Source organism: Leptolyngbya sp. PCC 6406 (genome assembly GCF_000332095.2).
GTDB lineage: Bacteria > Cyanobacteriota > Cyanobacteriia > Phormidesmidales > Phormidesmidaceae > PCC-6406.
This window is the reverse complement of sequence record NZ_KI913949.1, coordinates 2,428,630-2,451,869: the sequence shown is the minus strand read 5'-3', so window position 1 is coordinate 2,451,869 and position 23,240 is coordinate 2,428,630. Positions and strand designations below refer to the sequence as shown.

The following is a 23,240-nucleotide window of genomic DNA, read 5'->3' as shown; positions in this document are numbered from 1 at the left end:
ATGCGTTTACCTGTATCCCGGCCACTCATTTATCAAGTCTTTCGTGGGATACCTCTACGCCTGATTTTAGTGGTTCCGTTTGTCTTGCAAGTTCTAGCTGCTGTAGGTATAACAGGCTGGATTTCCCTGCGTAATGGCCATAAAGCTGTCCATGATTTAGCAACCCAGCTTCGTAGTAAAACCAGTGATCAAGTGACTCATCACTTAGAAGATCAACTGCTGATCCCCCATCAAATCAATCAACTTAATATGGATGCCATTCAAATTGGGATTCTGGATTTGCAAGATTTTGATAGTTTAGGACGTACTTTCCATCGGGAAATGCAGATTTTTGGTGTGGATTATATTAATTTTGCTAATCCCCAAGGTGAGTTTATTGGGGTTGAGCGTTTAGAAGAGAATGAACTGGTTATTAATGAAACTCGTCAGCCTGATCTCGATCAAATGTCAATTTATGAACCTAATGATGCGGGCGATCGGGCTGGGCTGAGGGAAATCATTATGAATGATGTGTCGGTGATTAAAGAGGAGTGGTATGCCGATGCCGTTGAGGCCCAACAACCCATCTGGAGTAATATCTACCAGTGGTCTGATAAGCCAGAGGTACTTTCAATTTCTGCTAGCTATCCTATTTATAATGAACAAGGACAACTATGGGGAGTAATTGGTGTTGACTTAATTTTATCAAATCTCAGAGATTTTCTTCAAGCTCTAGACTTGAGTCCTACGGGAGAAATTTTTATTCTTGAACGCAATGGATTGCTCGTGGCTAGTTCGGATGTTGAATTACCTTTTGAGCTAGATGCAGACAATAATATTGAACGCATGTATCCTAGCAAAAGTCGAAATCCCTTGATTCAGGAGACTGCTGATTATATTACCCGTAAATTTACGGATTTAACCCAAATTCAAACGACTCAGCAACTGAGCTTTTCTGTAGCTGGACAACAGCAATTCGTACAGATTACGCCTTGGCAAGATAACTATGGCTTAGACTGGTTAGTTGTCGTGGTGGTTCCAGAGTCTGACTTTATGGAACAAATTAATGCAAACACTCGCATGACGATTCTGCTGTGTTTACTGTCGTTAACATCGGCTATTTTTTTAGGGCTGATTACATCACGCTGGATTTCTCACCAAATTCAATGTTTAGTTCAGATCAGTCAGGAGATTGCTCAAGGTGAACTAGATTCAAGCATTGATATTCAGGGTATTCGGGAGTTTGAGGATTTATCAGAATCTTTTAACCAGATGGCGATTCAACTTAATAGGGTCTTTCTGGAATTAGAGGATCGGGTTGCTGAACGAACCGCTGATCTTTATGAGGCGAAAACGCTAGCGGAATCTGCTAATCAGGCTAAGGGTGAGTTTCTGGCGGCTATGAGCCATGAATTAAGAACGCCGCTGAATGCTATTCTTGGGGTCGCCCAGGGATTTGAGACGAGTCTGGCGTTGTCACCAGAGCATCAAGAGCAGTTGATGGTGCTGCACCGCAATGGAAACCGGCTCTTAGGGTTGATTAACAATCTACTGGAGATTGCTAAGGCTGGGGTGCCTGAGGGCTCTACGGAGAATCTGCAATGGGATCTGGATTGGTTATTGTTGAGTGATGAATTGCCTTCAGGGGAGGAGACTTTGGATCAGTCTCTGACGGTTGCTTTGGCTCAGATGCCACTAGCCTGGAGAACGGCACTGAAACAGGCGGCGATCAGGGGTTATGATCAAGAAATTATTGATTTGGCGAGTCAGATCTCGACAAAGTTTGCCCCTTTGGCCATCAGTTTGATTGCCTGGGCGAAGGATTTTAAGTTTGATCAAGTAATTGTTCTCATTCAGCAGGTGGAAGAATAAGCGGTGGAGGTTTGTAATCATGGCAATTCTTAGCTGCAAAACATGATGAATAACTCGATGACTAATGGGGTAAAAGGTGACATTTTGCTGGTGGATGACACACCAGACAATTTGCGGGTTTTGTCTGCAATGTTGAGCAACCACGGATTTGAGGTGCGAAAGGCATTGAATGGCAAGCGGGCCTTGGCTTCTGTACAGGCAGATTTACCTAATTTAATTTTGCTCGATATTAAAATGCCTGAGATGGATGGCTATAGGGTCTGCCAAATCCTAAAATCTGACGCTAGAACTCGGGATGTTCCTGTAATTTTTATCAGTGCTTTGGATGATGCTTTGGATAAGGTGCAGGCTTTTTCGGCGGGGGGGGTAGATTATGTCACTAAGCCGTTTCAGGAAATGGAGGTCTTGGCACGGATAGAGCATCAGCTTTGCATTCAGCGATTACAGCAGCAACTTGTCCAGCACAATCAGGAACTGGCACGTTCTAACCAAGAGTTGGAGCAGTTTGCCCATGTGGTTTCCCATGACTTACAGCAGCCATTGCAGAGTATTACAGGGTTTGCCAAGATTATTCATCTGAAGTATCAGGAGCATCTGGATGATGTGGCGGTGGATTACCTGAATCGCATCCATGATGCGGGTGGTCGCATGCAGATGCTGATTCAGGATCTGCTGAGTTACTCGAAGGTTGGCAAGGCGGATCGGGAGCTTCAGGTGGTGGACTTTAATCTTGTTCTGAAGCAAGTGATGGAGAATTTGGAGATTGCGATCGCAGATCAGAATGTTACCCTAACCCATGATTCCTTACCTACCCTGATGGGGTACGAAACCCAACTGATTCAGCTCGTGCAAAATTTGATTAGTAATGCGATCAAGTTTGTAAAGCCTGAGGTGACGCCACAGGTCAATATTACCGTTGTTAAGGAGGGTAAATATTGGTTGTTTGGCGTTCATGATAATGGTATCGGCATTGATTCCCAGAATCTAAAGCAGGTGTTTGAGATTTTCCTAAGAACGGAGTCAGCTCGCAGCTACCCTGGCACAGGAATTGGTTTGGCAACCTGCAAAAAGATTGTCGAAAACCATGGAGGTCAAATTTGGGCAGACTCTCAACTAGGCGTGGGAACAGATTTTTATTTTACGCTCCGTGACGTGGCGAGTTGACTTGCAAAACTTTTGAATCTATAGCGGTTCTCACTCGGGTTAAGTACAGGCAAGGGGCTTAAGCCCCTTGTTCCCCGAATTGCCATCAAGTTGAGCTGTACCTCATCTATTAGGGAGTTGAACTGCCCTCCCCCTCAGCGGCCTAGAACAGCGGTGCCTTCGTAGAAGTAGACTCCAGCGATACACCCTGTCATCAGGGTGGCCAGGGTACCAGCCCACAGGGCTTTCCAACCCACAGAGCTAATGTCTCGACGGCGCTCTGGTACCAGCCCCGCCAGACCCCCCACAAAGATGCCCACCGAAGGAATGTGGGCAAAGCCGCAGAGCACATAGCTGACGATCACCAAAGCGCGATCGCTGATTGCCCCTTCTGCTGACAAATTGGCCAGAGCCACGTAGGGGGGAATCGCCGTCTTCAATAGCCGCTGGCCGATCAGCACCGAGGAGGTCCAGAGTTCGGTCCAATCTAGAGAAACTCCCGTCAAGAAGGTGAGGGGCAGAAATAGAATCCCAGTGAGGTTGTCTAGGGTAATGACGCTAAAGACAGTGCCAATACCTCGGAAGACGATAAAGTCACTGCCCTGCAAATTGGCCAGGAAGATGAAAAGCTGATCGAGCAGGGCCACCATACCTAGAATGGCCACCAAGGAGGCGAAGATGCCCACCGACAGCTTCACCCCGTCCAGTGCCCCGAGGATGAGGGCATCCATCGGCCCCTTCTGCTCTTCATCCGCCATGGCTAGGTCTGGCACTTCCCCAAGGGTCTCTGGCACCCCCTTCTCTGGCACCAAAATCTTGGCCATGATAAAGGCGGCGGGAATGGTCAGCACCGAAGCTGACATCAAGTGACCTGAGATCGCGGGAAAAGTCCCTCGCAAAAAGCCGGCGTAGAGGCCCAAGACCGTGGAGGCAATAGAGCCAAAGCAGGAGGCCAAAACCGCACAAAGCTCACTACGGGTCATCTTCAGCAAAAAGGGCTTAATCGCCACCGCTGACTCAATGCCCACAAAGATATTGGCTGCCCCCGCCAAGGACTCAGCCCCGCTGATGTTCATGATGGAGCGAAAGAACTTGGCAAATACCCGCACCACGGGCTGTACCAGATTCAGGTTGTAGAGCAGAGCAAAAATAGCCGCGAAAAAGATCACCTGGGGCAGCGATCGCAGGGCAAAGATAAAGCCCAAATTCAGGTTGCTCTCCCCCAGCCGATCTCCCGCTACGGGGACAAAGGGCGGGGTCAAGGCGCGGGCAATCCAGCGGCCCGCCCCCTGTGGCCCCACCTGCTGGCCCAGATCTGGCACCAGAATGGGGCCAAACAAAAACTTCGCCCCCGCCTCCGAAGCGTCAATTAGGCCGTTGAGCAGCGTACTCAACCAAACCACCACCTCGCGAGTGATGGGAAACCGAAAAATGAATAGCCCCAGAACGAGTTGGAGGCCGATGCCCCACAAAATAATTTTCCACGGCACCTGACGACGGTCTTCCGACCCTAACCAGGCCACCATACACAATCCTCCCAAGCCCACCAGTGAGAGTAAGTTGAGCATTCAGCGCCATCCATTTCCCTAGGGGTCGCCACGATTTTACAAGCAGATATGGCCAATAGAACGCCCTGACGCCGAATGTGGCAGGAAAGTCAGTATTATCCTTCAAACTTTGATACGCAGGATAGTGGCATTTCCCGGCCCAACCCATAATGGGGAAAGCCTTGCTAGGTTTCACCATGGATGCCTTTTCTCCGGTCCCTCCCGCCTGGGCAGAATCGGCTACCCACGCGCTCCAGTTTTGCTGTCCCCGTTGTGGAGCCAGCACTGCCCAGGCCCAAGCAGTGTGGATCAACCGTCGTACCCCGGTCTATACCCCCAATCACCGCCGCAAGTGGCAAGAGTTTTACCACTGCGGCGAATGCCAGACCCCGTGGTGGGCCTGGAACAGCGATCGCCCGCCCACCCCCGGTCTCAGTGATGAGCATGGCGAGGCGGATGAGGATGAGGATGTATGACTCTGCTTGTTTTGGGCAGCCTAAATATGGATCTGGTGGTGCGATCGCACCACCTGCCCCAACCAGGGGAGACCTTGGTGGGCAGTGAATTCACCACCGTAGCGGGGGGTAAAGGAGCCAACCAGGCCGTTGCGGCGGCGCGGTTGGGGGCCACCACCTATTTAGTGGGTCGGGTCGGAGATGATAGCTTTGGTCGCGCCCTGGGCGCAGGCTTGGCGGCGGCGGGGGTGCAGGAAAATGGCCTCTATATCGATGCTTCAACCGCTACGGGCATCGCTGCGATCGCAGTAGCCGATACCGGCGAAAATCATATTGTGATTGTGCCAGGGGCCAATGGCCGGGTGGACCATCACGATGTCGCCCGCTTGCAGCCCCTATTGCCCCAGGCCCAGTTTTTGCTGATGCAGCTAGAGATTCCTCTGGCGGCAGTACTGGCAGCGGCCCGCGCCGCCCGTGCCGCCGAAGTGGCGGTCATCCTCGACCCGGCCCCGGCCCCAGACGCCTTTCCCCCCGAGCTGTATTCCCTGGTGAACATCCTCACGCCCAATCAGGTGGAAGCGGCCCAACTGGTGGGGCATCCGGTAGAGACGGTGGCCCAGGCTCAAACGGCAGCCGCGACCCTGCGGGGGCGGGGTGTAGAGACGGTGCTCATTACCCTCAGCGCCCTAGGCACAGTCTGTGCCCAGGGCGCTGAAATGTTTCATTGTCCTGCCTTTACGGTAAGGGCGGTGGATACCGTCGCCGCTGGAGATGCCTTTAATGGGGCGCTGGCGGTGGCCCTGGCTGAGGGACAGCCGTTGTCAGCGGCGGTGCGCTGGGCCTCAGGTGCAGCGGCGCTGGCGGTCACCCAACCCGGAGCCCAGACCTCGTTGCCATTGCGATCGCAACTAGAGGCATTCCTCGCCGCGCAGAGATCTACGGAACCCTAGTTGCCGCCGATACTGATGGGGGTGCCCACCACTTCCGCAGAGGTTAAATCAATATTCTCCATCGACGCCCCCGCTACCTCCACAAAGTAGAGGCTGGCTTGGGTCAGGTTAGCCCCGTCTAGATTAGCGTCAGTGAAATTGGCATGGGTCAAAAAGGCGCTGGTCAGATTGGCCTCTGCCAAATTGGCTCCCTCCAAGTCGGCTCCTTCTAGATTGGCTTCCGTCAGGTTGGCTCCTTGGAGATCGGCAAATCGTAGGTCTGCCCCAATCAGGTGGGCCTGGGTCAGGTCCGCCCCGCTCAAATCACACAGGGGACAACTTCCAGTGGTGAGCAACTGCTCTACATGCAACGGATTTTCGGCTTGACCCGGAACCGCGATCGCCAGTGGAATCGCCACAGACAATGCCACCCATGGGATACGTTTGATTATTTGCATAAGGTCCCCCTTTATCTATTGAAATCTGATGTAAGACCGGGGTAGCCATCGTCTAACTGGTCTCCAAGAGCGATCCCCTCTGGGGCTCAGCTTCGGAGTTCATTCCCGCAATTAAAAAGACAAAGGGAAACATTGAAACGTCCCCATGTTTAGCCTGTTACAGTTCAGGACTTGTCCAGTATTGCCAGCCACAATACAGAGAAAAAATCCCTAAGACGACCGGCTTAATTGAGCCACAGGATGGCTTTCGAGATGGAATAGGTTTGAATAACTAACCCTATAGCTATGCTGGCACAGGGCTCTTGTCTTGATCACAGCAGAGCCAAAATCTTGAACAAAAGATATAGATCATGGGTCTATTAATGCCATCAACCTATACCTTTCGATAGGTTCCTTGCGTAGGAGGTCTCATGGGCGCACATCAAGATCAGGTTCGAGGATTCGCTAAGTACAACATCGAGCTCAATCGAAGGCTCTTTGACAAACTCTCAGGGTTGGCCGATGCCGAGCGCAAAAAGGATATGGGCGCTTTCTTTGGTTCGATTCATGGGACTCTGAACCACATCCTGCTTGCGGACCGAATCTGGCTTGGCCGTTTTGCGGTGGCAATCCCTAGCCTATCGTCGTTGACTGGGGCAGCCCTGGTACAGGAGTTCTCGTCATTGCGCCAAGAGCTCTGTACTGAGTTTGATGAGCTGTATGCCGAGCGGCGTGCCACCGACCAGGTCATTTCAAACTGGGCTGAGCAACTCTCGGACGATCTGCTTGCGGCAACGATGAGCTATCAAAATTCCCAGGGCCATCTCCGCAGTCATCCCGTCTGGATTGCAGTGGCGCACATGTTCAATCATCAGACCCACCATCGCGGTCAAGTCACAACCTTGATGCATCAACTCGGGTGTGCTCCTGGTGTAACCGACTACTTCATGTATGTATAGCAATCCTGCATGAGCAGCGATATTTCTAGATCAAATGTGTCCATACGCTGATTTTCTGGATGCTCAGCTTGTGCGTCCTTTATGCGCTGTTGAGCGGCATTTCTGGTCAGATCACCAGATGGACGCGGGTTGCCGTGGGGTTGGTGCTGATCGAGAGTGGGGTATCCCCCCCTGGCAATTGGGATCTCTTGTACTAAACTATCGGCACTACTGCTATTTTCCTGTCGATGACTACCGCCGAACTCCCCGAATTACTCCATTTCCTTCATCAAGATCTCGCCGTTCCTCAAAGCGCTATCGCCCTCGGCCTAGAACGCACGACCGATACCCCCACCCTGCTGCCGATGGTGTTGTGGCAGTACGGCTTGGTCACCTTGGCAGAGCTAGAGCAAATCTTCGACTGGCTAGAACAACGTCCGCTGCCCAGTGCCTAGTACTGGGCGGCGGAAATACCCTGGCCGTTCCATCGTGGCACACTCGGCCCCTCACCCTAGCCCTCTCCCACGGGGAGAGGGGACCGGAAAATGTTGGGCTGGTGTAACGATAGTGGACTGATTTACGCCCTACGGTACTAGTACTCTGCGGCGGAAATATCCTGGCCGTTCCATCGTGGCACACTCGGCCCCTCACCCTAGCCCTCTCCCACGGGGAGAGGGGACCGGAAAATGTTGGGCTGGTGTAACGATAAAGGTAACAAGCTAAAAGCCTCCCCTACAACACCCTCACCACTGCGTGAGGGGCCAATTAGAGTGGCCTAGAGTATGCTGAGGGACGAACAACCTATTCGTTTGAACAGTTTTATACCGTCCTGACTCCATGACATGTTCTCCCCTTGCCTATGAGCGCCTTGGATGGGGTTGGGCCATTGCCTTACCCATCGCAGTGGTAGCAGGATTAGCTCCCCTCCCTGCCGCCGCAGATATGACCAATGATTATTTGTGCTGGATTGAAACTCCTGGCAATAGTACCTATACCCTAGAGGGCCTATGCGGCGGAGCAGCCTTGGGACCAGGGTTATTCGACTATGGGGCTAGCGGCTATTTCATTGATGATTACAACTTCGATTCACAGGGGTCTACCGCAGCGGATGGCAACTCCGATTTCTTTGAAGACCCAGTGGCTATGGCCCTGTTTGAAGATTTTGCCAACATGTACCTGGGGCTAGTGGGACTCCGCCCTGAGGAAATCCTAGGCTGGGATTTATTGCTCAACTTTCTGATTTATTGCGAGGCCCAGATTCAAGGTCGAAGTCAAGCGGAATTCTTACGGGACGTGGATGAGTTTGCCCAGGCAAGCGGTATGTCTCCTGCGGACAGGGTGTCTTGGGACAATCACTGGCAAGCGATGATTACATCTGCTGAAGCGACCAAGGTTTGCAGCATCCTGTAGCTACTCCCTTGCAAATATTGCGGGCTCATCGGTAGTCCATGTGGGGTATCAACTCACAGCGGGACAACTCTCGTGGGGAGGAGTTAGGAGCCAGAATCTAGGAGAGTACTGGATTCGGACTTCTGACTGGCCAGCTTTAAGCAGTTCATTGAGACCAACCTGAACCTGGTACCGGCCCTGCTGGTGGTGACCCAGCGTCCCCGCGATCTGACCCGCGCCCAGATCAAGGCGTTGCGGGCGGCGCTGGATGGGGCAGGCTATTCGGAAACCATGCTGCGATCGGCGTGGCGCGATGCCACCAATGAAGATATTGCCGCGTCGATTGTGGGCTACATTGGGCAGGCGGCGCTGGGCGATGCGCTGGTGCCCTATGGGGAACGGGTTGATCGCGCCATGAAGACGATTCTGTCCAGTCAGCCCTGGACGACCCCGCAACGGCAGTGGCTAGAGCGCATTGGCCAGCAGATGAAGCAGGAAACGGTGGTGGATAAAGCTGCCCTGGATCAAGGACAGTTCAAGGCCCAGGGCGGCTTTAAGCGCATCGACAAGGTGTTTGAAGGTCAGCTAGAGACCCTACTGGCCGAGATCAACAGTGCGATCTGGCCAGATGTGGGTTAAAGCTAGAGGTTGAGTAGTTGCTGAATAAACTGCTCTGCCGCCGCATAGTTGTAGCCCGTGTCGATGAAATAAGCACCGATCAAGGCTTCAAGGGCACCACTGAGGACCTTGCAACTTTTTCGACATCCTTGCTTAATGGCATATTCAGCTAGGTAAAGCTGTTGGCCCAGATTAAGGTGTTTGGCAACTTTGGCTAGCGCAGCGTTGCACACAAGCTTGGATCGCTCTCGCGTTAAGCGCCCTTCTCGATAGTTGGGATAACGCTGACTAAGCAGCGCCGTCACCACACCTTGAAGGATGCCATCCCCAATGAACTCTAAGCGCTCATTATGATTGGGTAAAGAACGATGGGTCAGTGCTTGGCGGCGTAGATCATCATTGTTGAATTTGGGTAATTTAGCCATCATGGCCTCCGTATACGTGTAAAAACACGCGCCACGAGTAGTCCAAATCAGCCCACACGAAAATGTGGACTAGGACGTTGCCTAAAGGCTTAATAAACAAAAATGGGAACGCTTGAAATATTTATGCCTCAAGCTCGCGACTGCTAAAGCGCTAAGGCTTTAGCTAGCTAATCTCCATAAAACAGAGCATTCGGTAGAACCGAACAGCGAGGAGTCAAACCAAGCAAGGTGTGCTTTCTAAAAGCGCATCTTGTCCCTAGCATTCAGGGGATCCGCTCCACTAAGGGAGTAGTTGCTGCTTGGGGCATAAATATGCCAAGGGTTCTAAAGCATGTTCACTGAAACAGCTAGAACAACGCTGGATTTTTCGAGGTACGTAACTACTGGTGTAACCTTTCAATCATCAAAATGTCAATCCGCTTTAGTTAAATTGCATTAAGTGACTCAGTAGTTAGGTCGCCGAACCGCTCTTGGTAGCGGGCTAGTTCTGCTTCTACCTCAGTCGTAGGGTGGGCATTGCCCACCGCTCAAACTCGCTCCCCCACCTCCAAGCACCTCCCCGAACACTCAACATTCTCACATCCCCAAAAGGCATATTGGCTTTGATGGTAGCCATGGCATAGCGTAAACGTCGTGCATTTTCCGGCCCAGGGATGGTGGGCAATGCCCACCCTACCAAGAGCTTGTCCAACAAGGGTTACGGATTACTGAGGAGAAGGCTTGCTCAGTCAGAGCGATCGCTACGATCCCCAACCGCCCGGCATTCAAATGACCGGGCTAATCGCTGCCGTTCTCTAAAGAGAACTCAAAGCTCAGGAATCCTCTTTAGAGGACGGTTGCTATGAGCGGCGGAATTCCATTCCGGCGCGGGGTTGCAGCAGTGGGGTGGACGACTTTAATGGCATCCCCATTTCCGGGTATGGATCCTTATTTAGAACAGAGCACCTTCTGGTCTGAGTTTCATAGCCACTTGATTGTGGCGATCGCCGATGCCCTGGCCCCCAGCCTCCTGCCGCAATACTACGTGGCGGTGGAGACTCGGACCTACCTAGATGGCACCAGTGAAGAGCTTCTGGTGGGGATTCCAGATGCGATTGTGTTGTCTAGCCCTGTGCCATTGCCCCCCGCCAAAGCCGAGAGGTCTAGCGCTGGGGTAGCCACTACGGTACGGCCCCAGTCAGTGATTTTGCCCATGCCGCTAGCGGTTAAAGAACGCTATCTGGAGATTCGGGAGGCGGGTAGTGACGCAGTCATCACCCTGGTTGAGGTCCTGTCGCCGACAAATAAGCGCCAGGGCCAAGGGCGCAGAATTTATAGCACTAAGCGCCAAACCATTCTGGGCAGCGCCTCCTATTTAGTGGAAATCGACCTGCTGCGGGCCGATGAACCCATGGCGAGGCGATCGCTAGGGACAGAGTCAGCCTCGGCGGATCGGTATCGTATTTTGGTGAGTCGGTCAGAGTGTCGCCCTCGGGCTGACCTGTACGAATTTACGCTGTGGGAACCCATCCCTGAGTTTTCGCTGCCGCTCCAGGCAGAAGGGGAACAGGTGATGGTGGATTTGCAGCCCCTAATCCACGGGATTTATGAGCGCAGTGGCTACAGCCTACGGATAGATTATCAAGCCCCCGTGCCACCACCGGCCCTGACGGTGGCTGATCAAGCTTGGGTGCATGAGGTATTACCCAGCGCTTAGTTCCCGTAGCTACAAATTGAGGCTTGACTGAGCACTAGGGTTGTAAAGCCTGCTTAGCCCGCTGCCAAAACACTTCCAATTCCTCTACAGACAAGTCTCCCAGGGATCCTCCAGCAGAAGCTTCCACCTGCTCGAAGCGCTGAATAAAGCGACGATTGGTGCCCTGGAGGGCAGCGGCGGGGTCCAATCCATACCAACGGGCCAGATTGACAAGGGTGAATAGAACATCTCCCAATTCTGCCTCCTGGTTCTCGCGGGGTTCCGCTGCGATCGCAGTGCGAAATTCCCCCAGCTCCTCCTCAAACTTGGCCCAGACCCCCTCCACCGTATCCCACTCGAACCCAGCTTGCGCAGCCCGATGGGAAATCTTGCTCGCGGCCATGAGGGGAGGCAGGGTGCGGCTATCCCGCTGCAATTTAGGCGTCAGACGATGGGGATCGGGGACTTCGCCCTTTTCCTGGGCCTTGATCGCCTCCCAGTTGCGGTGGACTTCCTCCACCCCCTCTACCTGCACATCCCCGAAGACATGGGGATGGCGGCGGATTAGCTTCTCACTGATGCCCGTCGCCACGGTGGCCAGATCAAACGCCCCAGCATCCGCCGCCACCTGGGACTGAAGCACCACTTGCAGAAGCAAATCTCCCAGTTCCTCCGCGATCGCACCTTTGTCCCCCGACCGAATTGCATCTACGACTTCGTAGGCTTCCTCAATCACATAGGGAATCAGGGTCTCCGGCGTCTGCTGCAAATCCCAAGGGCACCCCGTTTGGGGATGGCGCAGTTGGGCCACGATAGCGACTAACCGCTCTAGGGCCGCCAGCACGGCGGGGGCAACGGGCTGAGACATAACAAGCACCTAACTTGACTCCAGTGGGCTAATTCCGAAAACAGCGAAACCCCCCATTGCTGGGAGGTTTCGCCTTATCGGAGCGACAGGATTTGAACCTGCGACCCCCACTACCCCAAAGTGGTGCGCTACCAAGCTGCGCTACGCCCCGGTTTATTAATGATGCTTTGAAAGCATAACATAAGATACCCCCAAGATTATTGACCGACTCCGGCCCTTTTGCCCTGGGGGTATCTGGGACTTATCTGTCGCTGCCTTGGGCATAGGGCGCTTCCACTAGGCCCAATTCATAGAGTTGCTGATAGGCTCGTTGCCCCAGTTCGCGGGTGGGTTGCTGGCTGCGGAGGATTTCCATCAATAGCGCGACGGCCTCCTCGGGACGGTTTTGGGTGCGATGGACCAGGGCCAACTGATAGGAGGTCTGGTCACGCTTTTGGGCTATGGCTAGGGCCAGGGTACGGTTGCTATTGGTTTGGCTAGCATCTACGCCGATGAACATCGCCGCCAGTTCTTGGTAATAGCCGGAGAGCTGGTTGTAGAGTGTCTGTGCTGCCTGGAGGCGTTGAATGGTGAGGGGGTAGTCTTGGGCCGAGATCGCTTGGCGGGCTTCTTCGGCCAGACGATCGGCGGCGGCCACACTAAAGCTGCCATCATTGGCGGGGCTGACTTCGGCGGGGGAACTGCCGGGGCCAAAGGGCGCTTCCACTAGGCCCAATTCATAAAGTTGCTGGTAGGCCCGTTGCCCCAGTTCGCGGGTGGGTTGCTGGCTGCGGAGGATTTCCATCAGCAGGGGGACAGCATCCTGGGGACGGTTTTGGGTGCGATAGACCAGGGCTAACTGGTAGGATGTCTGGTCGCGCTTTTGGGCTGAGGCTAGGGCCAGGGCACGGTTGCTATTGGTTTGGCGGGTGTCTACACCGATGAACATCGCCGCCAGTTCTTGGTGGTAGCCGGAGAGCTGGTTGTAGAGTTCCCGTGCCGTCCGGAGTTGTTCAATGGCACGGGGGTAGTCTTGGGCCGCGATCGCTTGGGTGGCTTCTTCGACAAGGCGATCGGCGGTGGCCACATTTAAGCGCCCCCCCACATTGGCAGGGCGGACTTGGGAGGGGGAGGTGACCTCGGCTTCAGGGGCAGGGTTTTGGGCTAGGGCGGACTGCATTCCCAGTCCTAAGCTGCTCACTGCAATAACGCTACTGCCCAGCCAGCTCGCTAACCACGCTGTTCGAGGAAACTGAAGCACAGCCATAAAGTAACCTAAGGTGTTGACAAACGTAGGACAGAAAAAGCTCTGGAGTATACTACCACTTTGGCTAATCTTCTTCGCCCTTCCCTAGGGAGTCGCGATCAGATTAACTCCACGGTCAGGCAGGATGCCTGACCTACAAGACCCTACAAAACAGGCAGGATGCCTGTCCTACCAAGAGGCAAGATGCCTGATCCACAAAAATTGCAGATAAAATTGCACATTGAAGGATCTGGGTTCCTAAGTATGAGCAGAGACCGTCTTACCCGATCATCGGTTCCCCTGCGGCCATGACGAACGCCACGGGGATGAATGGACCTGCCCCTAGTGAGGGCTTGATATTGCAGCGGGGCGGGGAAGAATTGCTGCTGGAGAAGGGGCGAGATCGCTTCACAACTCAGCTTACTGATCCCGATGCGATCGCAGTTTTAGAGTCGATCTTGCAACCCAGATCTCGCCATCCCGTTGCCCAGGGTCAACTGGTGGTGTGGGAGGTGGAGCCGGAACGCCTAGAGACGACCTTAGAGCAGGCCCGAAGTCTAGAGGCGGTGCAGTTTGCCAGCCATGTCTATCGATTGGTTGCGAGTTCTCAAACCTGGGTCTATCTAACGGACCAGATCACGGTACAGTTCACCCCCACCCTGACCCGCCCAGAGCAAGGGGCGATCACGGAACCCTTGGGGTTAGTGTTGGATCATCCCCTCTTGGGAATATCCAATACCGCCGTCTACCGCGTCGGTCCTACTGCCACCGCCAACCCGATCAAGCTGGCGAATCGTCTCATGGCCCATTCGGTGGTGTTGACGGCGGAGCCCAATGTGGTGGTGGCTACTGAGGGGCTATACCGTCCTGTGGATACCCTCTACTCCCAGCAGTGGCACTTGGCCACCAGTGGCGGTAATGAGGTGCTGGCGGATGCCCACATTTCTGTAGAGCGGGCCTGGGATATCACCCGAGGGACGCGGTCGGTAGTGATTGCGATCGCAGATGATGGTTTTGACCTAAACCATCCCGATTTGCAGGGCAGGGGCAAGCTAGTGGCCCCCCGCGACCTGAAATCACGGAATGCCGTGCCCCTACCCATGGGGACCGATGAAAACCACGGCACCGCCTGCGCCGGATTAGCCATCGGCGAAGAAAATCAGTCGGGCATTGTCGGGGTCGCCCCCGGTTGTGGCTTCATGCCCATCCGCACCACGGGCTACCTGGATGACACCTCCATTGAAATGTTGTTTGACTGGGTAATCACCCAAGGGGCAGCAGTGGTGTCCTGTAGCTGGTCCCCCGCCGCCGTGTATTTTCCCCTATCCCTACGTCAGCGCCATGCCCTGACTCGGGCCGCCACCCAGGGACGGGACGGCAAGGGCTGTGTGGTGCTGTTCTCGGCGGGAAATGCCAATCGTCCCGTCAGCGGTACGGTGCAGGAACAGGGCTGGCCTCCAAATACCCTACGCGGTTCCACCACTTGGCTCAGCGGCTTTGCGGTCCATCCCGATGCGATCGCAGTTTCCGCCTGCACCAGTCTCAATCGCAAAGCAGCCTACAGCAATTGGGGCACCCATATCGCCGTCAGCGCCCCCAGCAATAATGCCGCCCCCAGCATGGCCCTACCCCAGGTGGGCAGCGTCGCCACAGGACCAACAATCAACCAACGACTACCAGGACGGGGCATGGTCACCAGCGATCGCCTCGATGATCGGGGCTACGATCGAGGGGCCTTTACCCACACTTTTGGCGGTACGTCGAGCGCCTGCCCGGTGGCAGCGGGGGTAGCGGGATTAGTGTTGTCGGCCAATCCGGATCTGACCGCCCGCGAGGTGCGGCAAATTCTGGAACAGACCGCCGACAAGATCACCGATGCCAACCCCGACCCCCAGCTCGGCAACCGCTATGGCTCCTATGACCAAAATGGTCATTCCCAATGGTTTGGCTATGGCCGGGTCAATGCCTACCGGGCGGTGGCGGAAGCACGACGGCGAGCCTGGAGCCGTGGGACTTCTGGGCAACAGGTGACCCCTCGTGATGAGGCAGCGGTGGGCATTCCCGATAATCGGGCGACGCCCTTGGTGCGAATGCTGGCGGTGACGGGCAGCGGCACGGTGCAAGATGTGCGAGTAGATGTCGCCATCGACCATGAATACTTAGGGGATCTGACCCTGGCCCTCAGTTCCCCGGCGGGGAAAACGGTCACGATTCAGGGTCGTACCCTGAGCAATCAGCAGCAGCTACGCAGCCACTACGACCTAGCAACGACTCCGGCATTGCGATGGTTTTTGGGCGGGGCGGCGGCGGGGACTTGGCAACTGCGGGTGGTAGACCATGCCCCCGGCCACACGGGGAGATTGCAGTGGTGGCAGTTGACGCTGACGCTAGGCTAGGGCAGGTGGGCAATTAATAAGGAAACCCTTGCGGGGTAGGCACGACCACGCCCGCTCTCATGAATCAATTTAGGAGTTGTAGCCACCCCATAACAATTGAGTTCAACAGCGGCAAGAAAGCTTGGGCTATTTGCAATAGTATTTCGCCTGCCATTGCAACCATTTATTAGCCTGCTTCTGCACGGTGTGTAAGCCATCGCTGCAATGACTTCTGACTTTCCCCTGATGGTTGACCCAAAATCATATTTTTAACGCTGATATCTTCGTCAAACTGGTTCCAATGAATACCTTCACCCTTACTAAATTAATCGCCAATTTTGACGCTCTTCTGTAGAACCGTGTAATAGACGTGGATACCACGCTAACGGTACGGAAATAGTATGACTATCTGACAAATCAACAGATAAGGTGTCGTCTGTGATCTCAATTGATTGAATTGTAGGTATATCTAGTAAGTCAATCATTAAAGAAGTCATTCTAGCCCTCTAGTAACCTACCCGATTAAGTGGCTTCAGCGACTATAAGGTTGCTCCAGACTAAAGCCTGAAATAATTTGATAGTGCTTCACGTTGAACGTACATGTCGATCATGACATCAGTATCAACTAGATACATTTGTCACCTAAGCCCGCTCACGGTGTTCAGCTTGGTCACGCAATCTGCGGGCATGCTCCTGGCTATCATCAATATCGGGTCGAGAGTTGATCATCCCAACGCTTTCCCAGTAAGTAACCAACTCCACCCCGGTTGTAGGAAACATCAGACTATCCTATGAGCCCCTCTACGGGACGCTTCTAGGTGATGCACTTCATTCTAGAATCGGCGAAATTTAAGCTGGGATGCTTCAGTAGAGAGTTCATTTTTTAGATCAGAAGGCCGCTCTATGCTGACGTTCACTATCCACTCCTACACTAACTGCCTAACAAAACCGATCATAGCTGATACACAAGCTACTTTGTTTGTAATTAGTCACCGCAATAGTGAGTCACTATTGAGAAAAAAAATCCTAGAACCCTTAATTCATAGGCATTCCACAAGAAATAGTTCATACGCTCTAGTTGCGCCTGTCCTCAATAAGTAGCAATTTTCTCACCTAGTTGACAATAGCTAACAGTTCAAATGAATTAGGGCATTGAGCGCAAATTAGCGATGCCTGATGTTCAAGGGTTTCAGCCTGCACTATTCTCAATAAGCCTCGCTTGTTGCGGTGACTAATTACGCCAAATCTTGTATTTTCAGAGCAACCAATTATCTAATTTCAAGGCAAGCACACGCTCAAATTCACGGGTATTTGCTGTGACAAGAGTCAGATCGAGAGCTAGAGAATGCGCAGCAATCAGTAAATCATTTGGACCGATCGGGGTTCCTGCTTGCTCCAAATATGTACGAATTGCAGCGTAGTGTTCATCTACAGGTGATTCCAACGGCAAAACTGTCAAAACTTCAAGAATTTGTTCTAGTTGCTGTACCAAGCGTGAGGAACCGCTCTTAACCACTCCAAATCGTAGTTCACACGCCACAATGATGCTAGTACAAACGCTATCTTCCCCGACATCTACAATATGCTGAAAAACCCGACCTTGAGGATGTCTGACCAAATCTGACAGGATGTTGGTATCAAGCAGGTACTGATAGGACATTGGGTAGCACTAAAGTGTGATGTCATCAAGGAGAAGTAAACCCTCATCTATATCAGGGAAACTATCCGTAACGTCTTGCAACGTAGTCAGCAAAGAAAGTAGAGAACTAGAAGAAATGGGTTCAATGATTAAGCGATGACCTTCTTTGCGTAACAAAACTTCTGTGCCCGACAGGGCAAGTTCATGGGGAATGGTTAGGACTTGGTCTTGTCCACTTTTTAGTAAAGAAACATGACGCGAGTTTTGCATAAGTGACCTCTTTCTCTGGGATAGATGCGAGACTATTATTTAGGGCGCAGGACGCAGGAGACAAGACATAGGATAAGAGTATTCGGATTTCAGCAAGTTAACGGTTCGCTTGAGCCGCTGCGAAAAAACTTCGCTACATACCCAGATCTTTCGTCAGTCCGCTCCAAGTGAATTGTTCACGCCCAGCATGGGCGTGAACTAATGGGGTGAAAGTCCCCTGTGGGAGAACCAGCCATCCAAATGCTCGCAAGTCGTAGGAGCCGAGAGATGGACAACCACTAGCTTAAGGCAAGGGCGTTTCCGCGAGGGAGGGTCGGTCAGAAGCGTTCGACTGAGCTCACACCGAAGTCCAGCGGCCAAAGTCCGAGCCGACGGACAGAAGGCCGAGTCTCTGGGGCGAGTTGGCACAACACAACATAGGCGAAGCCTTCCCGCAGGGTAGCCCGTTGGCTCAGGAGATACGGTAAATGAGGCGATCGCGCATCGACAGTTCACGTTCTTATCTGGGGAGATCTGCCTCTTTCGTCACAGATTGAATCCCAGTCAACATCATTCAATATTTTTAGTAATAAATTGATGAATGCGATGATTGCTCCACCAACCTCTGGACTGGGATCTATAATCCGGTGTGCATAATGATTACGAAAAACAGCCATCATACCTGCATATAAATCACGATATCCCTTGCGTTGCTTCTCATCAAGCTTGCCAGCTAGTACTGGGTTCTTACCAGCAAAAATGAGGTTAACTATGCCTTCACCAGTAGCACCTGGGTTGATAGATTCAGTTCTTCCAAGTTCCCTCAAACGTTCTTCTAGCACCACCATTGCTGTGCGGACTGCCTGGTCCCAAGCTTTTGGATCATCTCCACCAACACTCAACGAAAAACGGCATCTCTCCCATAGTGTAGGATCCAAATGCTTAACTTCAATTAGAGGAATCAAGTGAGGAATAGCAGACAAGTTGGGAGCACTAAAATTAGAGTCAACGGCTTCATAGGCTTTGCTGGTTAGAGCGCACTTATACTGATGTTGACGACTTCGGTCACATGATAGACAACCACCACTCTGCAAAGCGTCGAGAGTTGTCGACTTTACTTCAGGGACATTCTCCTGATAACCAACTAAACTTGTACGGCCAGAAATCCAAATAAACCAAATTTCCTCCTCATTAAGTATCCCAGCACGTACTTGTTCTACTAGCCATTGTAAAAGGTTTTTCTGGGTTTCAGTTAAATTCAAAGGTTGCATATTGAGAGGTTGAAATGAGTACAGGTATTCTAGCAGTAATTTTTTAGACAGGCATCACTTTCTTCTAAATTTCTTCTCTGACAACTTCAAAATAGGGTGCAGCGGGATACTAATCTCTGGCAAAGCCAGACTTTTGGATTGCGTCTGCTTTCGGGTAAGTCGCTTTTCTAGGCTCTGTTTCACCATGGGAACTCCCTATTAGCGCCAGTGTCACTTGCAATGAGTGTCTGATTGCGCCCTGCTCCCAGCTTCGACCTCCCGAATTCCGAGTCGGGCCATCGTGGGCAGGTCAGGAGCCACATCCGAGTTTGATGGGAGGGACTTTCACCTCATCAAGAGGACAGTTCAGCTTTTTAGAGGGCTTCATATTTGGAAGCTAAGCTGGTAGAGTTATTTACGGACTCTAACCGTTATTCGTCTGCAACGAATCGCACCTTTTATCCCGATTAGCAGGGTAAGCGCAAGAACCAATAAGAAGGGGAGTATTCGCAATAAGCCCAATACTGATAGCAGCACTATTGAAATTAGAGCTTAACTATCGATAATTTTTACGGCTACACACCATACTTTGGTACATTTTTTCTTGCGCTTACCCTGTCCCGATTAGGCTTACATCTCATAGAGATGTAGCCCCACTGAAGCACCGATGATGTACCATATGTCCTGCCATAGTACATAGGCTAAATCCGTCCCTGCATAAGCTGTTTCTTCATTTCCTTTCCTTAATAGCTTGCCGTTCGCCAAATACTTGCTCTCGAGTGAACCAATCTTTCTAGGGCTAAGTTCTTTGGGCAGTACAATTCTTAGGGGATTGCAATATACAGGGTCGTCCGCGACTAAAAAAAACTCATCAAATAGATGTGAGAATGCGACCATATGGTTGCCAAGCTCAGAACTATACCATTTCTCAGCAATAGTATTTATACGAACTTCGCCCTTCTCGTATTCTTTAACATATCCATCCAAATGCTTAACCTTATGAGAGTCTTCTTCTGGATGAAATACAAAAACAGTAATAAAAGATTTTTCATGCAGCCATTCAATAGCATGAGGAATTAACTCTTCTAAATTTATTGCTGACAAGTTTTTGTTGGGATGCAACTGCTTGAAAAAACTAATCGCTTTAGCTGCCTCCCTACGGACAAATGGGTAATCAATGTACATCACACGATATTTTACTGGAGATCTTTGCATGCGCTCACTGTAAATTTGACGGACTTCTAAGACACAGTCTTTGGGATTTCTGTTGATTTCTCTGCCGGTAAATCTAATTACGGTATAACCAGCTCGTGATAAATATCGCTGTCTAATAGCGTCTTCTTCAAGCTGATCTTTTGTTGAATGGTAATCATATCCATCTAACTCAATGATTAAACGAGCATCTTTAAGAATAAAATCAACTCTAAATCTACTGTGTTTTTCAGGGTCTCCAAACCAATGTTCACTTTCAATGGTGTCAGCCAAATCACCCAATTCTCTACTAAACTCTTTCTCGATGTAAGATTGACCTCGATCCCTGTACCAACTTGGGGGTGATTCTGGTTGCCCTGGGTATTTCATTTTCCCTCGAATATTATGTAAAGCCTAACTATTGTATTGAGCATCAAAAGTGATAGATAAGTCCGATGCTGGGGGTGTTATCCAGGCTCTTCCGGTAGCATAGTGATAAGTTTTTCCAATTAGAAAATCAGGCTAGCAAAAGCTTGCGGAAATTTCCAAAGTTTACAAACCCATAAGCTTGGCGCTTAATCACCTTGATTCGATTGTTGATTCCTTCCATTGACCCACTTGTGGTTCGAGTACGAAAGTAGTTGCAAATATCATCTAAATGATTACGAATGGTCGTCGTCATCTCACTGAAAATCTTTTGGGCTCGATTTAACCATTCCTGAAAGTGCAGTCTCCCTGTCTCAACCGTTAACGGACTCTCATAGATAGCACGAAGTTCTTCTTTCGACTCATAGGCTTTCCTGAGTCGTTTAGACCGATTCAAAAGCTGCTCTAGTGTCTGTTTCTCATCCTCCGTTAAATCAACACCATTTTTCAACAGGATAAACTTACTACCTCGGTCAAAAACACGCACTTGTCTGCGAATCTTATTTAGCTCCTTATTCGCCGCTTTCATCACATGAAACCGATCGATCACAAGGGTGGCATTGGGAAACACTTTTTCGACAACTTTGGGAAAGCCACCCCACATGTCAACACTCACTTCCACAATCTGCTCACGCACCGCTATCGGTTGCTGCTCAAGGGCTTCAATGATATCCATCTGCTGATGACTGTCAATCACCTCCAAGAGTTGCCCAGCTTCAAGGTCTCCGACAACAGTGGCAAAGTTCCGATGTCCTTTACGGTGACTGACTTCATCAATTGCGATTCGTTTCGCTCCAGTCCAACTCTTTTTTTTAATTCGTATTGATGATTAAAAATACCTTGAACACGGTCATAGGTTAAGTCTTCCATGCGACTAACCTGCTCAATAGTCGTCAATTATACTTGCTGATAGATATACTCTTTGTATCGAAAAGTATACTGCCGCCCTTTGTCTACATATGGCAGAGATTCCGTAAAGTACCGTTGGTAAGAACGGCAATAAAACTGACGTCGCGGAACCTTCAAGTGAGTGGCTTGACCAAAAATGGATAAATCGCGCAATAATACGGGGCGACTTTGGTGCAATTTTTCAGTCGTTTTCCCACAGTGAGGACAATCGGCTGCATCGTTGAGTAATCGCAATGTCAGAAATATTTCTCCGGCCTCCTGAATGCACTGTTCAACGGTTACATTAGGAAAATTGAGCAGCGTATCTAGGTGAAAGTCCATGATGCTAGCCCCCCTAAATGTGACTCATTATACAATTACCACCTTGGATCCGGAAGAGCCTCTGGAATTGCAATATATAAGCGCGTGCGATAAATCAACCGTACAGAGTTTTGAGGATCGCAGAAGCGTTGATGAAATACGGTTAAGTCTGACATCAGCTTTTCCAAATCTTCCCCTCCAGAGGGTGTAAACCCTTGGCTTCGGGCTAAACCTATTAACCCTAAGAAATCTAGATATTGGTTAGACATAAACTCATGTCGCTGTAAGCGTGTAAAGGAAGGTAGCCATAACCCTTGCCAAAAAAGTTGATAACGTATGCCTTTGAACCATGTTTTTAGCTGTATTCGAGATTGGGATTGAGGCTCTCGATCTTTGGATGCTTCAAAAAGCAAGCGAGTGTATTCTTTGGACACAGGATCGCTTTGATCCCAAAAGCTCCATATTAATGCTAAACGTCCACCAGATTTGAGGATACGGCGAAACTCTTGGAGGCTTTTATCAAAATCAAACCAATGGAATGCTTGAAATGAGGTCACTAAATCGACCGATACATTCTTGAGAGGAATCTGCTCGGCAGTTCCGGCTAGAAACTCTACTCCTTCATGTGGTGTCGCTGCCGTTCTCATCTCTTCGTTGGGTTCAATCGCCACAACTCGAACACCTCGATTCGCCAACAATCTTGCTCCAATCCCTGTTCCTGCTCCAACATCAACAGCAGTAATCTGAGTCAGAGATTCCAAACCTGACAAAATTGTGTCAATCGCAGAAGCTGGATAAATCGGACGATACTTCTCGTAATCTTCGCCTCGATCAGAAAAATAGCTCAACGGGTCTGTTATCGAATCGGAGACAGTGGAAAAATCAAAACTCATATCACCTCGCCATCAGTTGCATTATGAGACTATCTCAGAAGCCAGGATTGCAGGATAATGCTCGACTCACGCAACGGTTTGGAGCTGCGAAGCAGCGAACAATCGATCGCTGTGCAGCCGATTGTTAGAGTTCAAGGCTGGTAGTTGGCTTCTGGCCATATTTCATTAATCTCATCAGCTTGATGCTGGGCAGTGAATCGCTCCCAGATAATACCGTTCACATCAGTATCCTGTGTAAACTCAGGCGCTGTAGGATCTTCCCAACCCAAGTGCCTTAGGGCACCAGCCTCACAAGTGAGGTCTTGACGCACAGAAACATTCAAAAAATCCGTTCTCCACAGTGCATATTCGCCAGGAATAAATGAACACGGCTGCTTTCCTAAGCGTACAGAATAGTCGGCAACAGTTTCGTCGATTTTATCTGTTGATATTGCAATATGAAGTTTCTTCATGATTTTCCTTTTGGGCTCTTGCGGCTTAAGTATGCAAAACTGCTCCACGATGACCT

24 protein-coding genes and 1 tRNA gene are annotated in these 23,240 nt (G+C 51.1%); 10 read left to right on the top strand and 15 right to left on the bottom strand.

The genetic code is table 11. The features are described from left to right. On the top strand, positions 1-1,851 hold the full coding sequence (locus LEP6406_RS0210885; protein WP_008311094.1) for a histidine kinase dimerization/phospho-acceptor domain-containing protein: 1,851 nt from the start codon (positions 1-3) through the stop codon (positions 1,849-1,851). A 57-nt stretch (positions 1,852-1,908) separates the two neighbouring features. After that, positions 1,909-3,015 carry a sensor histidine kinase gene (locus LEP6406_RS0210880; RefSeq protein WP_008311092.1) on the top strand — a complete coding sequence of 369 codons (1,107 nt, stop codon included), beginning with the start codon at positions 1,909-1,911 and terminating at the stop codon, positions 3,013-3,015. Between the two features lie 134 nt (positions 3,016-3,149). On the opposite strand, the gene LEP6406_RS0210875 is transcribed toward LEP6406_RS0210880, so the two are convergent. Then, the gene (locus LEP6406_RS0210875; protein WP_027269044.1) at positions 3,150-4,562 is read right to left on the bottom strand and encodes a NupC/NupG family nucleoside CNT transporter; all 1,413 of its coding nucleotides are present in this window, start codon (positions 4,560-4,562) and stop codon (positions 3,150-3,152) included. Between the two features lie 161 nt (positions 4,563-4,723). Here LEP6406_RS0210875 and LEP6406_RS0210870 point away from each other — a divergent pair, with 161 nt between their 5' ends. Both LEP6406_RS0210870 and rbsK read left to right on the top strand, forming a co-directional pair. After that, positions 4,724-5,017 (top strand): hypothetical protein, encoded by a 294-nt coding sequence (locus LEP6406_RS0210870; protein WP_317133831.1) that lies wholly within the window; start codon positions 4,724-4,726, stop codon positions 5,015-5,017. Further along, positions 5,014-5,946: a ribokinase gene (gene rbsK, locus LEP6406_RS0210865; RefSeq protein ID WP_008311087.1), complete on the top strand. Its 933-nt coding sequence runs from the start codon at positions 5,014-5,016 to the stop codon at positions 5,944-5,946. Before LEP6406_RS0210870 ends, rbsK begins: the two co-directional genes overlap by 4 nt. Here the strand turns inward: rbsK and LEP6406_RS0210860 are convergent. Continuing rightward, entirely contained in the window at positions 5,943-6,344 is a 402-nt protein-coding gene (locus LEP6406_RS0210860; protein ID WP_263971163.1) for a pentapeptide repeat-containing protein, read from the bottom strand. The genes rbsK and LEP6406_RS0210860 overlap by 4 nt on opposite strands. Before the next feature lie 449 nt (positions 6,345-6,793). On the opposite strand from LEP6406_RS0210860, the gene LEP6406_RS0210855 reads away from it, so the two are divergent. The 4 genes from LEP6406_RS0210855 to LEP6406_RS0210840 all read left to right on the top strand — a co-directional run bounded on the left by LEP6406_RS0210855 (position 6,794) and on the right by LEP6406_RS0210840 (position 9,328). Continuing rightward, positions 6,794-7,321: a DinB family protein gene (locus LEP6406_RS0210855; protein WP_008311082.1), complete on the top strand. Its 528-nt coding sequence runs from the start codon at positions 6,794-6,796 to the stop codon at positions 7,319-7,321. Positions 7,322-7,548: 227 nt separating this feature from the next. Next, the gene (locus LEP6406_RS0210850; RefSeq protein ID WP_008311079.1) at positions 7,549-7,755 is read left to right on the top strand and encodes a DUF2949 domain-containing protein; all 207 of its coding nucleotides are present in this window, start codon (positions 7,549-7,551) and stop codon (positions 7,753-7,755) included. 382 nt (positions 7,756-8,137) lie between these two features. Further along, on the top strand, positions 8,138-8,710 hold the full coding sequence (locus LEP6406_RS0210845; RefSeq protein WP_008310990.1) for a hypothetical protein: 573 nt from the start codon (positions 8,138-8,140) through the stop codon (positions 8,708-8,710). Positions 8,711-8,836: 126 nt separating this feature from the next. Next, positions 8,837-9,328 (top strand): type I restriction-modification enzyme R subunit C-terminal domain-containing protein, encoded by a 492-nt coding sequence (locus LEP6406_RS0210840; RefSeq protein WP_081748060.1) that lies wholly within the window; start codon positions 8,837-8,839, stop codon positions 9,326-9,328. Positions 9,329-9,330: 2 nt separating this feature from the next. On the opposite strand, the gene LEP6406_RS27550 is transcribed toward LEP6406_RS0210840, so the two are convergent. Further along, on the bottom strand, positions 9,331-9,735 hold the full coding sequence (locus LEP6406_RS27550; protein WP_051463670.1) for a ribonuclease III family protein: 405 nt from the start codon (positions 9,733-9,735) through the stop codon (positions 9,331-9,333). 895 nt (positions 9,736-10,630) lie between these two features. Here LEP6406_RS27550 and LEP6406_RS0210830 point away from each other — a divergent pair. Beyond that, complete coding sequence (locus LEP6406_RS0210830; protein WP_027269042.1) at positions 10,631-11,428, top strand: DUF4058 family protein; 798 nt, start codon at positions 10,631-10,633, stop codon at positions 11,426-11,428. 34 nt (positions 11,429-11,462) lie between these two features. On the opposite strand, the gene mazG is transcribed toward LEP6406_RS0210830, so the two are convergent. From mazG to LEP6406_RS33575, 3 genes are all read right to left on the bottom strand, one after another. Next, on the bottom strand, positions 11,463-12,275 hold the full coding sequence (gene mazG, locus LEP6406_RS0210825; RefSeq protein ID WP_008310981.1) for a nucleoside triphosphate pyrophosphohydrolase: 813 nt from the start codon (positions 12,273-12,275) through the stop codon (positions 11,463-11,465). A gap of 77 nt (positions 12,276-12,352) precedes the next feature. After that, positions 12,353-12,426 (bottom strand) — tRNA-Pro (locus LEP6406_RS0210820). Between the two features lie 90 nt (positions 12,427-12,516). Further along, complete coding sequence (locus LEP6406_RS33575; RefSeq protein ID WP_008310979.1) at positions 12,517-13,521, bottom strand: hypothetical protein; 1,005 nt, start codon at positions 13,519-13,521, stop codon at positions 12,517-12,519. A 287-nt stretch (positions 13,522-13,808) separates the two neighbouring features. Here LEP6406_RS33575 and LEP6406_RS35030 point away from each other — a divergent pair, with 287 nt between their 5' ends. Beyond that, the gene (locus LEP6406_RS35030) at positions 13,809-15,896 is read left to right on the top strand and encodes a S8 family serine peptidase (protein WP_008310977.1); all 2,088 of its coding nucleotides are present in this window, start codon (positions 13,809-13,811) and stop codon (positions 15,894-15,896) included. Between the two features lie 299 nt (positions 15,897-16,195). On the opposite strand, the gene LEP6406_RS35610 is transcribed toward LEP6406_RS35030, so the two are convergent. The 9 genes from LEP6406_RS35610 to LEP6406_RS0210770 all read right to left on the bottom strand — a co-directional run bounded on the left by LEP6406_RS35610 (position 16,196) and on the right by LEP6406_RS0210770 (position 23,184). Continuing rightward, positions 16,196-16,360: a DUF2442 domain-containing protein gene (locus tag LEP6406_RS35610; protein ID WP_409978146.1), complete on the bottom strand. Its 165-nt coding sequence runs from the start codon at positions 16,358-16,360 to the stop codon at positions 16,196-16,198. Between the two features lie 770 nt (positions 16,361-17,130). Then, the gene (locus LEP6406_RS0210800; protein ID WP_008310973.1) at positions 17,131-17,535 is read right to left on the bottom strand and encodes a type II toxin-antitoxin system VapC family toxin; all 405 of its coding nucleotides are present in this window, start codon (positions 17,533-17,535) and stop codon (positions 17,131-17,133) included. Between the two features lie 9 nt (positions 17,536-17,544). Continuing rightward, complete coding sequence (locus LEP6406_RS31115) at positions 17,545-17,784, bottom strand: antitoxin (protein ID WP_008310972.1); 240 nt, start codon at positions 17,782-17,784, stop codon at positions 17,545-17,547. A 491-nt stretch (positions 17,785-18,275) separates the two neighbouring features. Next, on the bottom strand, positions 18,276-19,034 hold the full coding sequence (locus LEP6406_RS30240) for a TIGR02391 family protein (RefSeq protein WP_008310970.1): 759 nt from the start codon (positions 19,032-19,034) through the stop codon (positions 18,276-18,278). A gap of 609 nt (positions 19,035-19,643) precedes the next feature. Next, entirely contained in the window at positions 19,644-20,498 is an 855-nt protein-coding gene (locus tag LEP6406_RS0210790) for an endonuclease domain-containing protein (RefSeq protein ID WP_225886503.1), read from the bottom strand. A gap of 223 nt (positions 20,499-20,721) precedes the next feature. After that, positions 20,722-21,447 (bottom strand): ISL3 family transposase, encoded by a 726-nt coding sequence (locus LEP6406_RS33825; RefSeq protein ID WP_225886683.1) that lies wholly within the window; start codon positions 21,445-21,447, stop codon positions 20,722-20,724. 80 nt (positions 21,448-21,527) lie between these two features. Then, positions 21,528-21,860: a transposase family protein gene (locus LEP6406_RS35605; RefSeq protein ID WP_008310960.1), complete on the bottom strand. Its 333-nt coding sequence runs from the start codon at positions 21,858-21,860 to the stop codon at positions 21,528-21,530. A 35-nt stretch (positions 21,861-21,895) separates the two neighbouring features. Continuing rightward, positions 21,896-22,732 carry a class I SAM-dependent methyltransferase gene (locus LEP6406_RS27525; protein ID WP_008310958.1) on the bottom strand — a complete coding sequence of 279 codons (837 nt, stop codon included), beginning with the start codon at positions 22,730-22,732 and terminating at the stop codon, positions 21,896-21,898. Between the two features lie 131 nt (positions 22,733-22,863). Continuing rightward, positions 22,864-23,184, bottom strand: coding sequence for a hypothetical protein (locus LEP6406_RS0210770; RefSeq protein ID WP_008310956.1), 321 nt, complete (start codon positions 23,182-23,184; stop codon positions 22,864-22,866). Between the last annotated feature and the right edge of the window lie 56 nt (positions 23,185-23,240).

Bases quoted from the DNA above. Each gene is read 5' to 3' on its own strand.
- LEP6406_RS0210885 (WP_008311094.1), top strand. From the start codon at position 1: ATGCGTTTACCTGTATCCCGGCCACTCATTTATCAAGTCTTTCGTGGG.
- LEP6406_RS0210880 (WP_008311092.1), top strand. From the start codon at position 1,909: ATGACTAATGGGGTAAAAGGTGACATTTTGCTGGTGGATGACACACCA.
- LEP6406_RS0210875 (WP_027269044.1), bottom strand. From the start codon at position 4,562: ATGCTCAACTTACTCTCACTGGTGGGCTTGGGAGGATTGTGTATGGTG.
- rbsK (WP_008311087.1), top strand. From the start codon at position 5,014: ATGACTCTGCTTGTTTTGGGCAGCCTAAATATGGATCTGGTGGTGCGA.
- LEP6406_RS0210855 (WP_008311082.1), top strand. From the start codon at position 6,794: ATGGGCGCACATCAAGATCAGGTTCGAGGATTCGCTAAGTACAACATC.
- LEP6406_RS0210850 (WP_008311079.1), top strand. From the start codon at position 7,549: ATGACTACCGCCGAACTCCCCGAATTACTCCATTTCCTTCATCAAGAT.
- LEP6406_RS0210845 (WP_008310990.1), top strand. From the start codon at position 8,138: ATGACATGTTCTCCCCTTGCCTATGAGCGCCTTGGATGGGGTTGGGCC.
- LEP6406_RS27550 (WP_051463670.1), bottom strand. From the start codon at position 9,735: ATGATGGCTAAATTACCCAAATTCAACAATGATGATCTACGCCGCCAA.
- LEP6406_RS0210830 (WP_027269042.1), top strand. From the start codon at position 10,631: ATGGCATCCCCATTTCCGGGTATGGATCCTTATTTAGAACAGAGCACC.
- mazG (WP_008310981.1), bottom strand. From the start codon at position 12,275: ATGTCTCAGCCCGTTGCCCCCGCCGTGCTGGCGGCCCTAGAGCGGTTA.
- LEP6406_RS33575 (WP_008310979.1), bottom strand. From the start codon at position 13,521: ATGGCTGTGCTTCAGTTTCCTCGAACAGCGTGGTTAGCGAGCTGGCTG.
- LEP6406_RS35030 (WP_008310977.1), top strand. From the start codon at position 13,809: ATGACGAACGCCACGGGGATGAATGGACCTGCCCCTAGTGAGGGCTTG.
- LEP6406_RS35610 (WP_409978146.1), bottom strand. From the start codon at position 16,360: ATGATTGACTTACTAGATATACCTACAATTCAATCAATTGAGATCACA.
- LEP6406_RS0210800 (WP_008310973.1), bottom strand. From the start codon at position 17,535: ATGTCCTATCAGTACCTGCTTGATACCAACATCCTGTCAGATTTGGTC.
- LEP6406_RS31115 (WP_008310972.1), bottom strand. From the start codon at position 17,784: ATGCAAAACTCGCGTCATGTTTCTTTACTAAAAAGTGGACAAGACCAA.
- LEP6406_RS30240 (WP_008310970.1), bottom strand. From the start codon at position 19,034: ATGCAACCTTTGAATTTAACTGAAACCCAGAAAAACCTTTTACAATGG.
- LEP6406_RS35605 (WP_008310960.1), bottom strand. From the start codon at position 21,860: ATGGACTTTCACCTAGATACGCTGCTCAATTTTCCTAATGTAACCGTT.
- LEP6406_RS27525 (WP_008310958.1), bottom strand. From the start codon at position 22,732: ATGAGTTTTGATTTTTCCACTGTCTCCGATTCGATAACAGACCCGTTG.
- LEP6406_RS0210770 (WP_008310956.1), bottom strand. From the start codon at position 23,184: ATGAAGAAACTTCATATTGCAATATCAACAGATAAAATCGACGAAACT.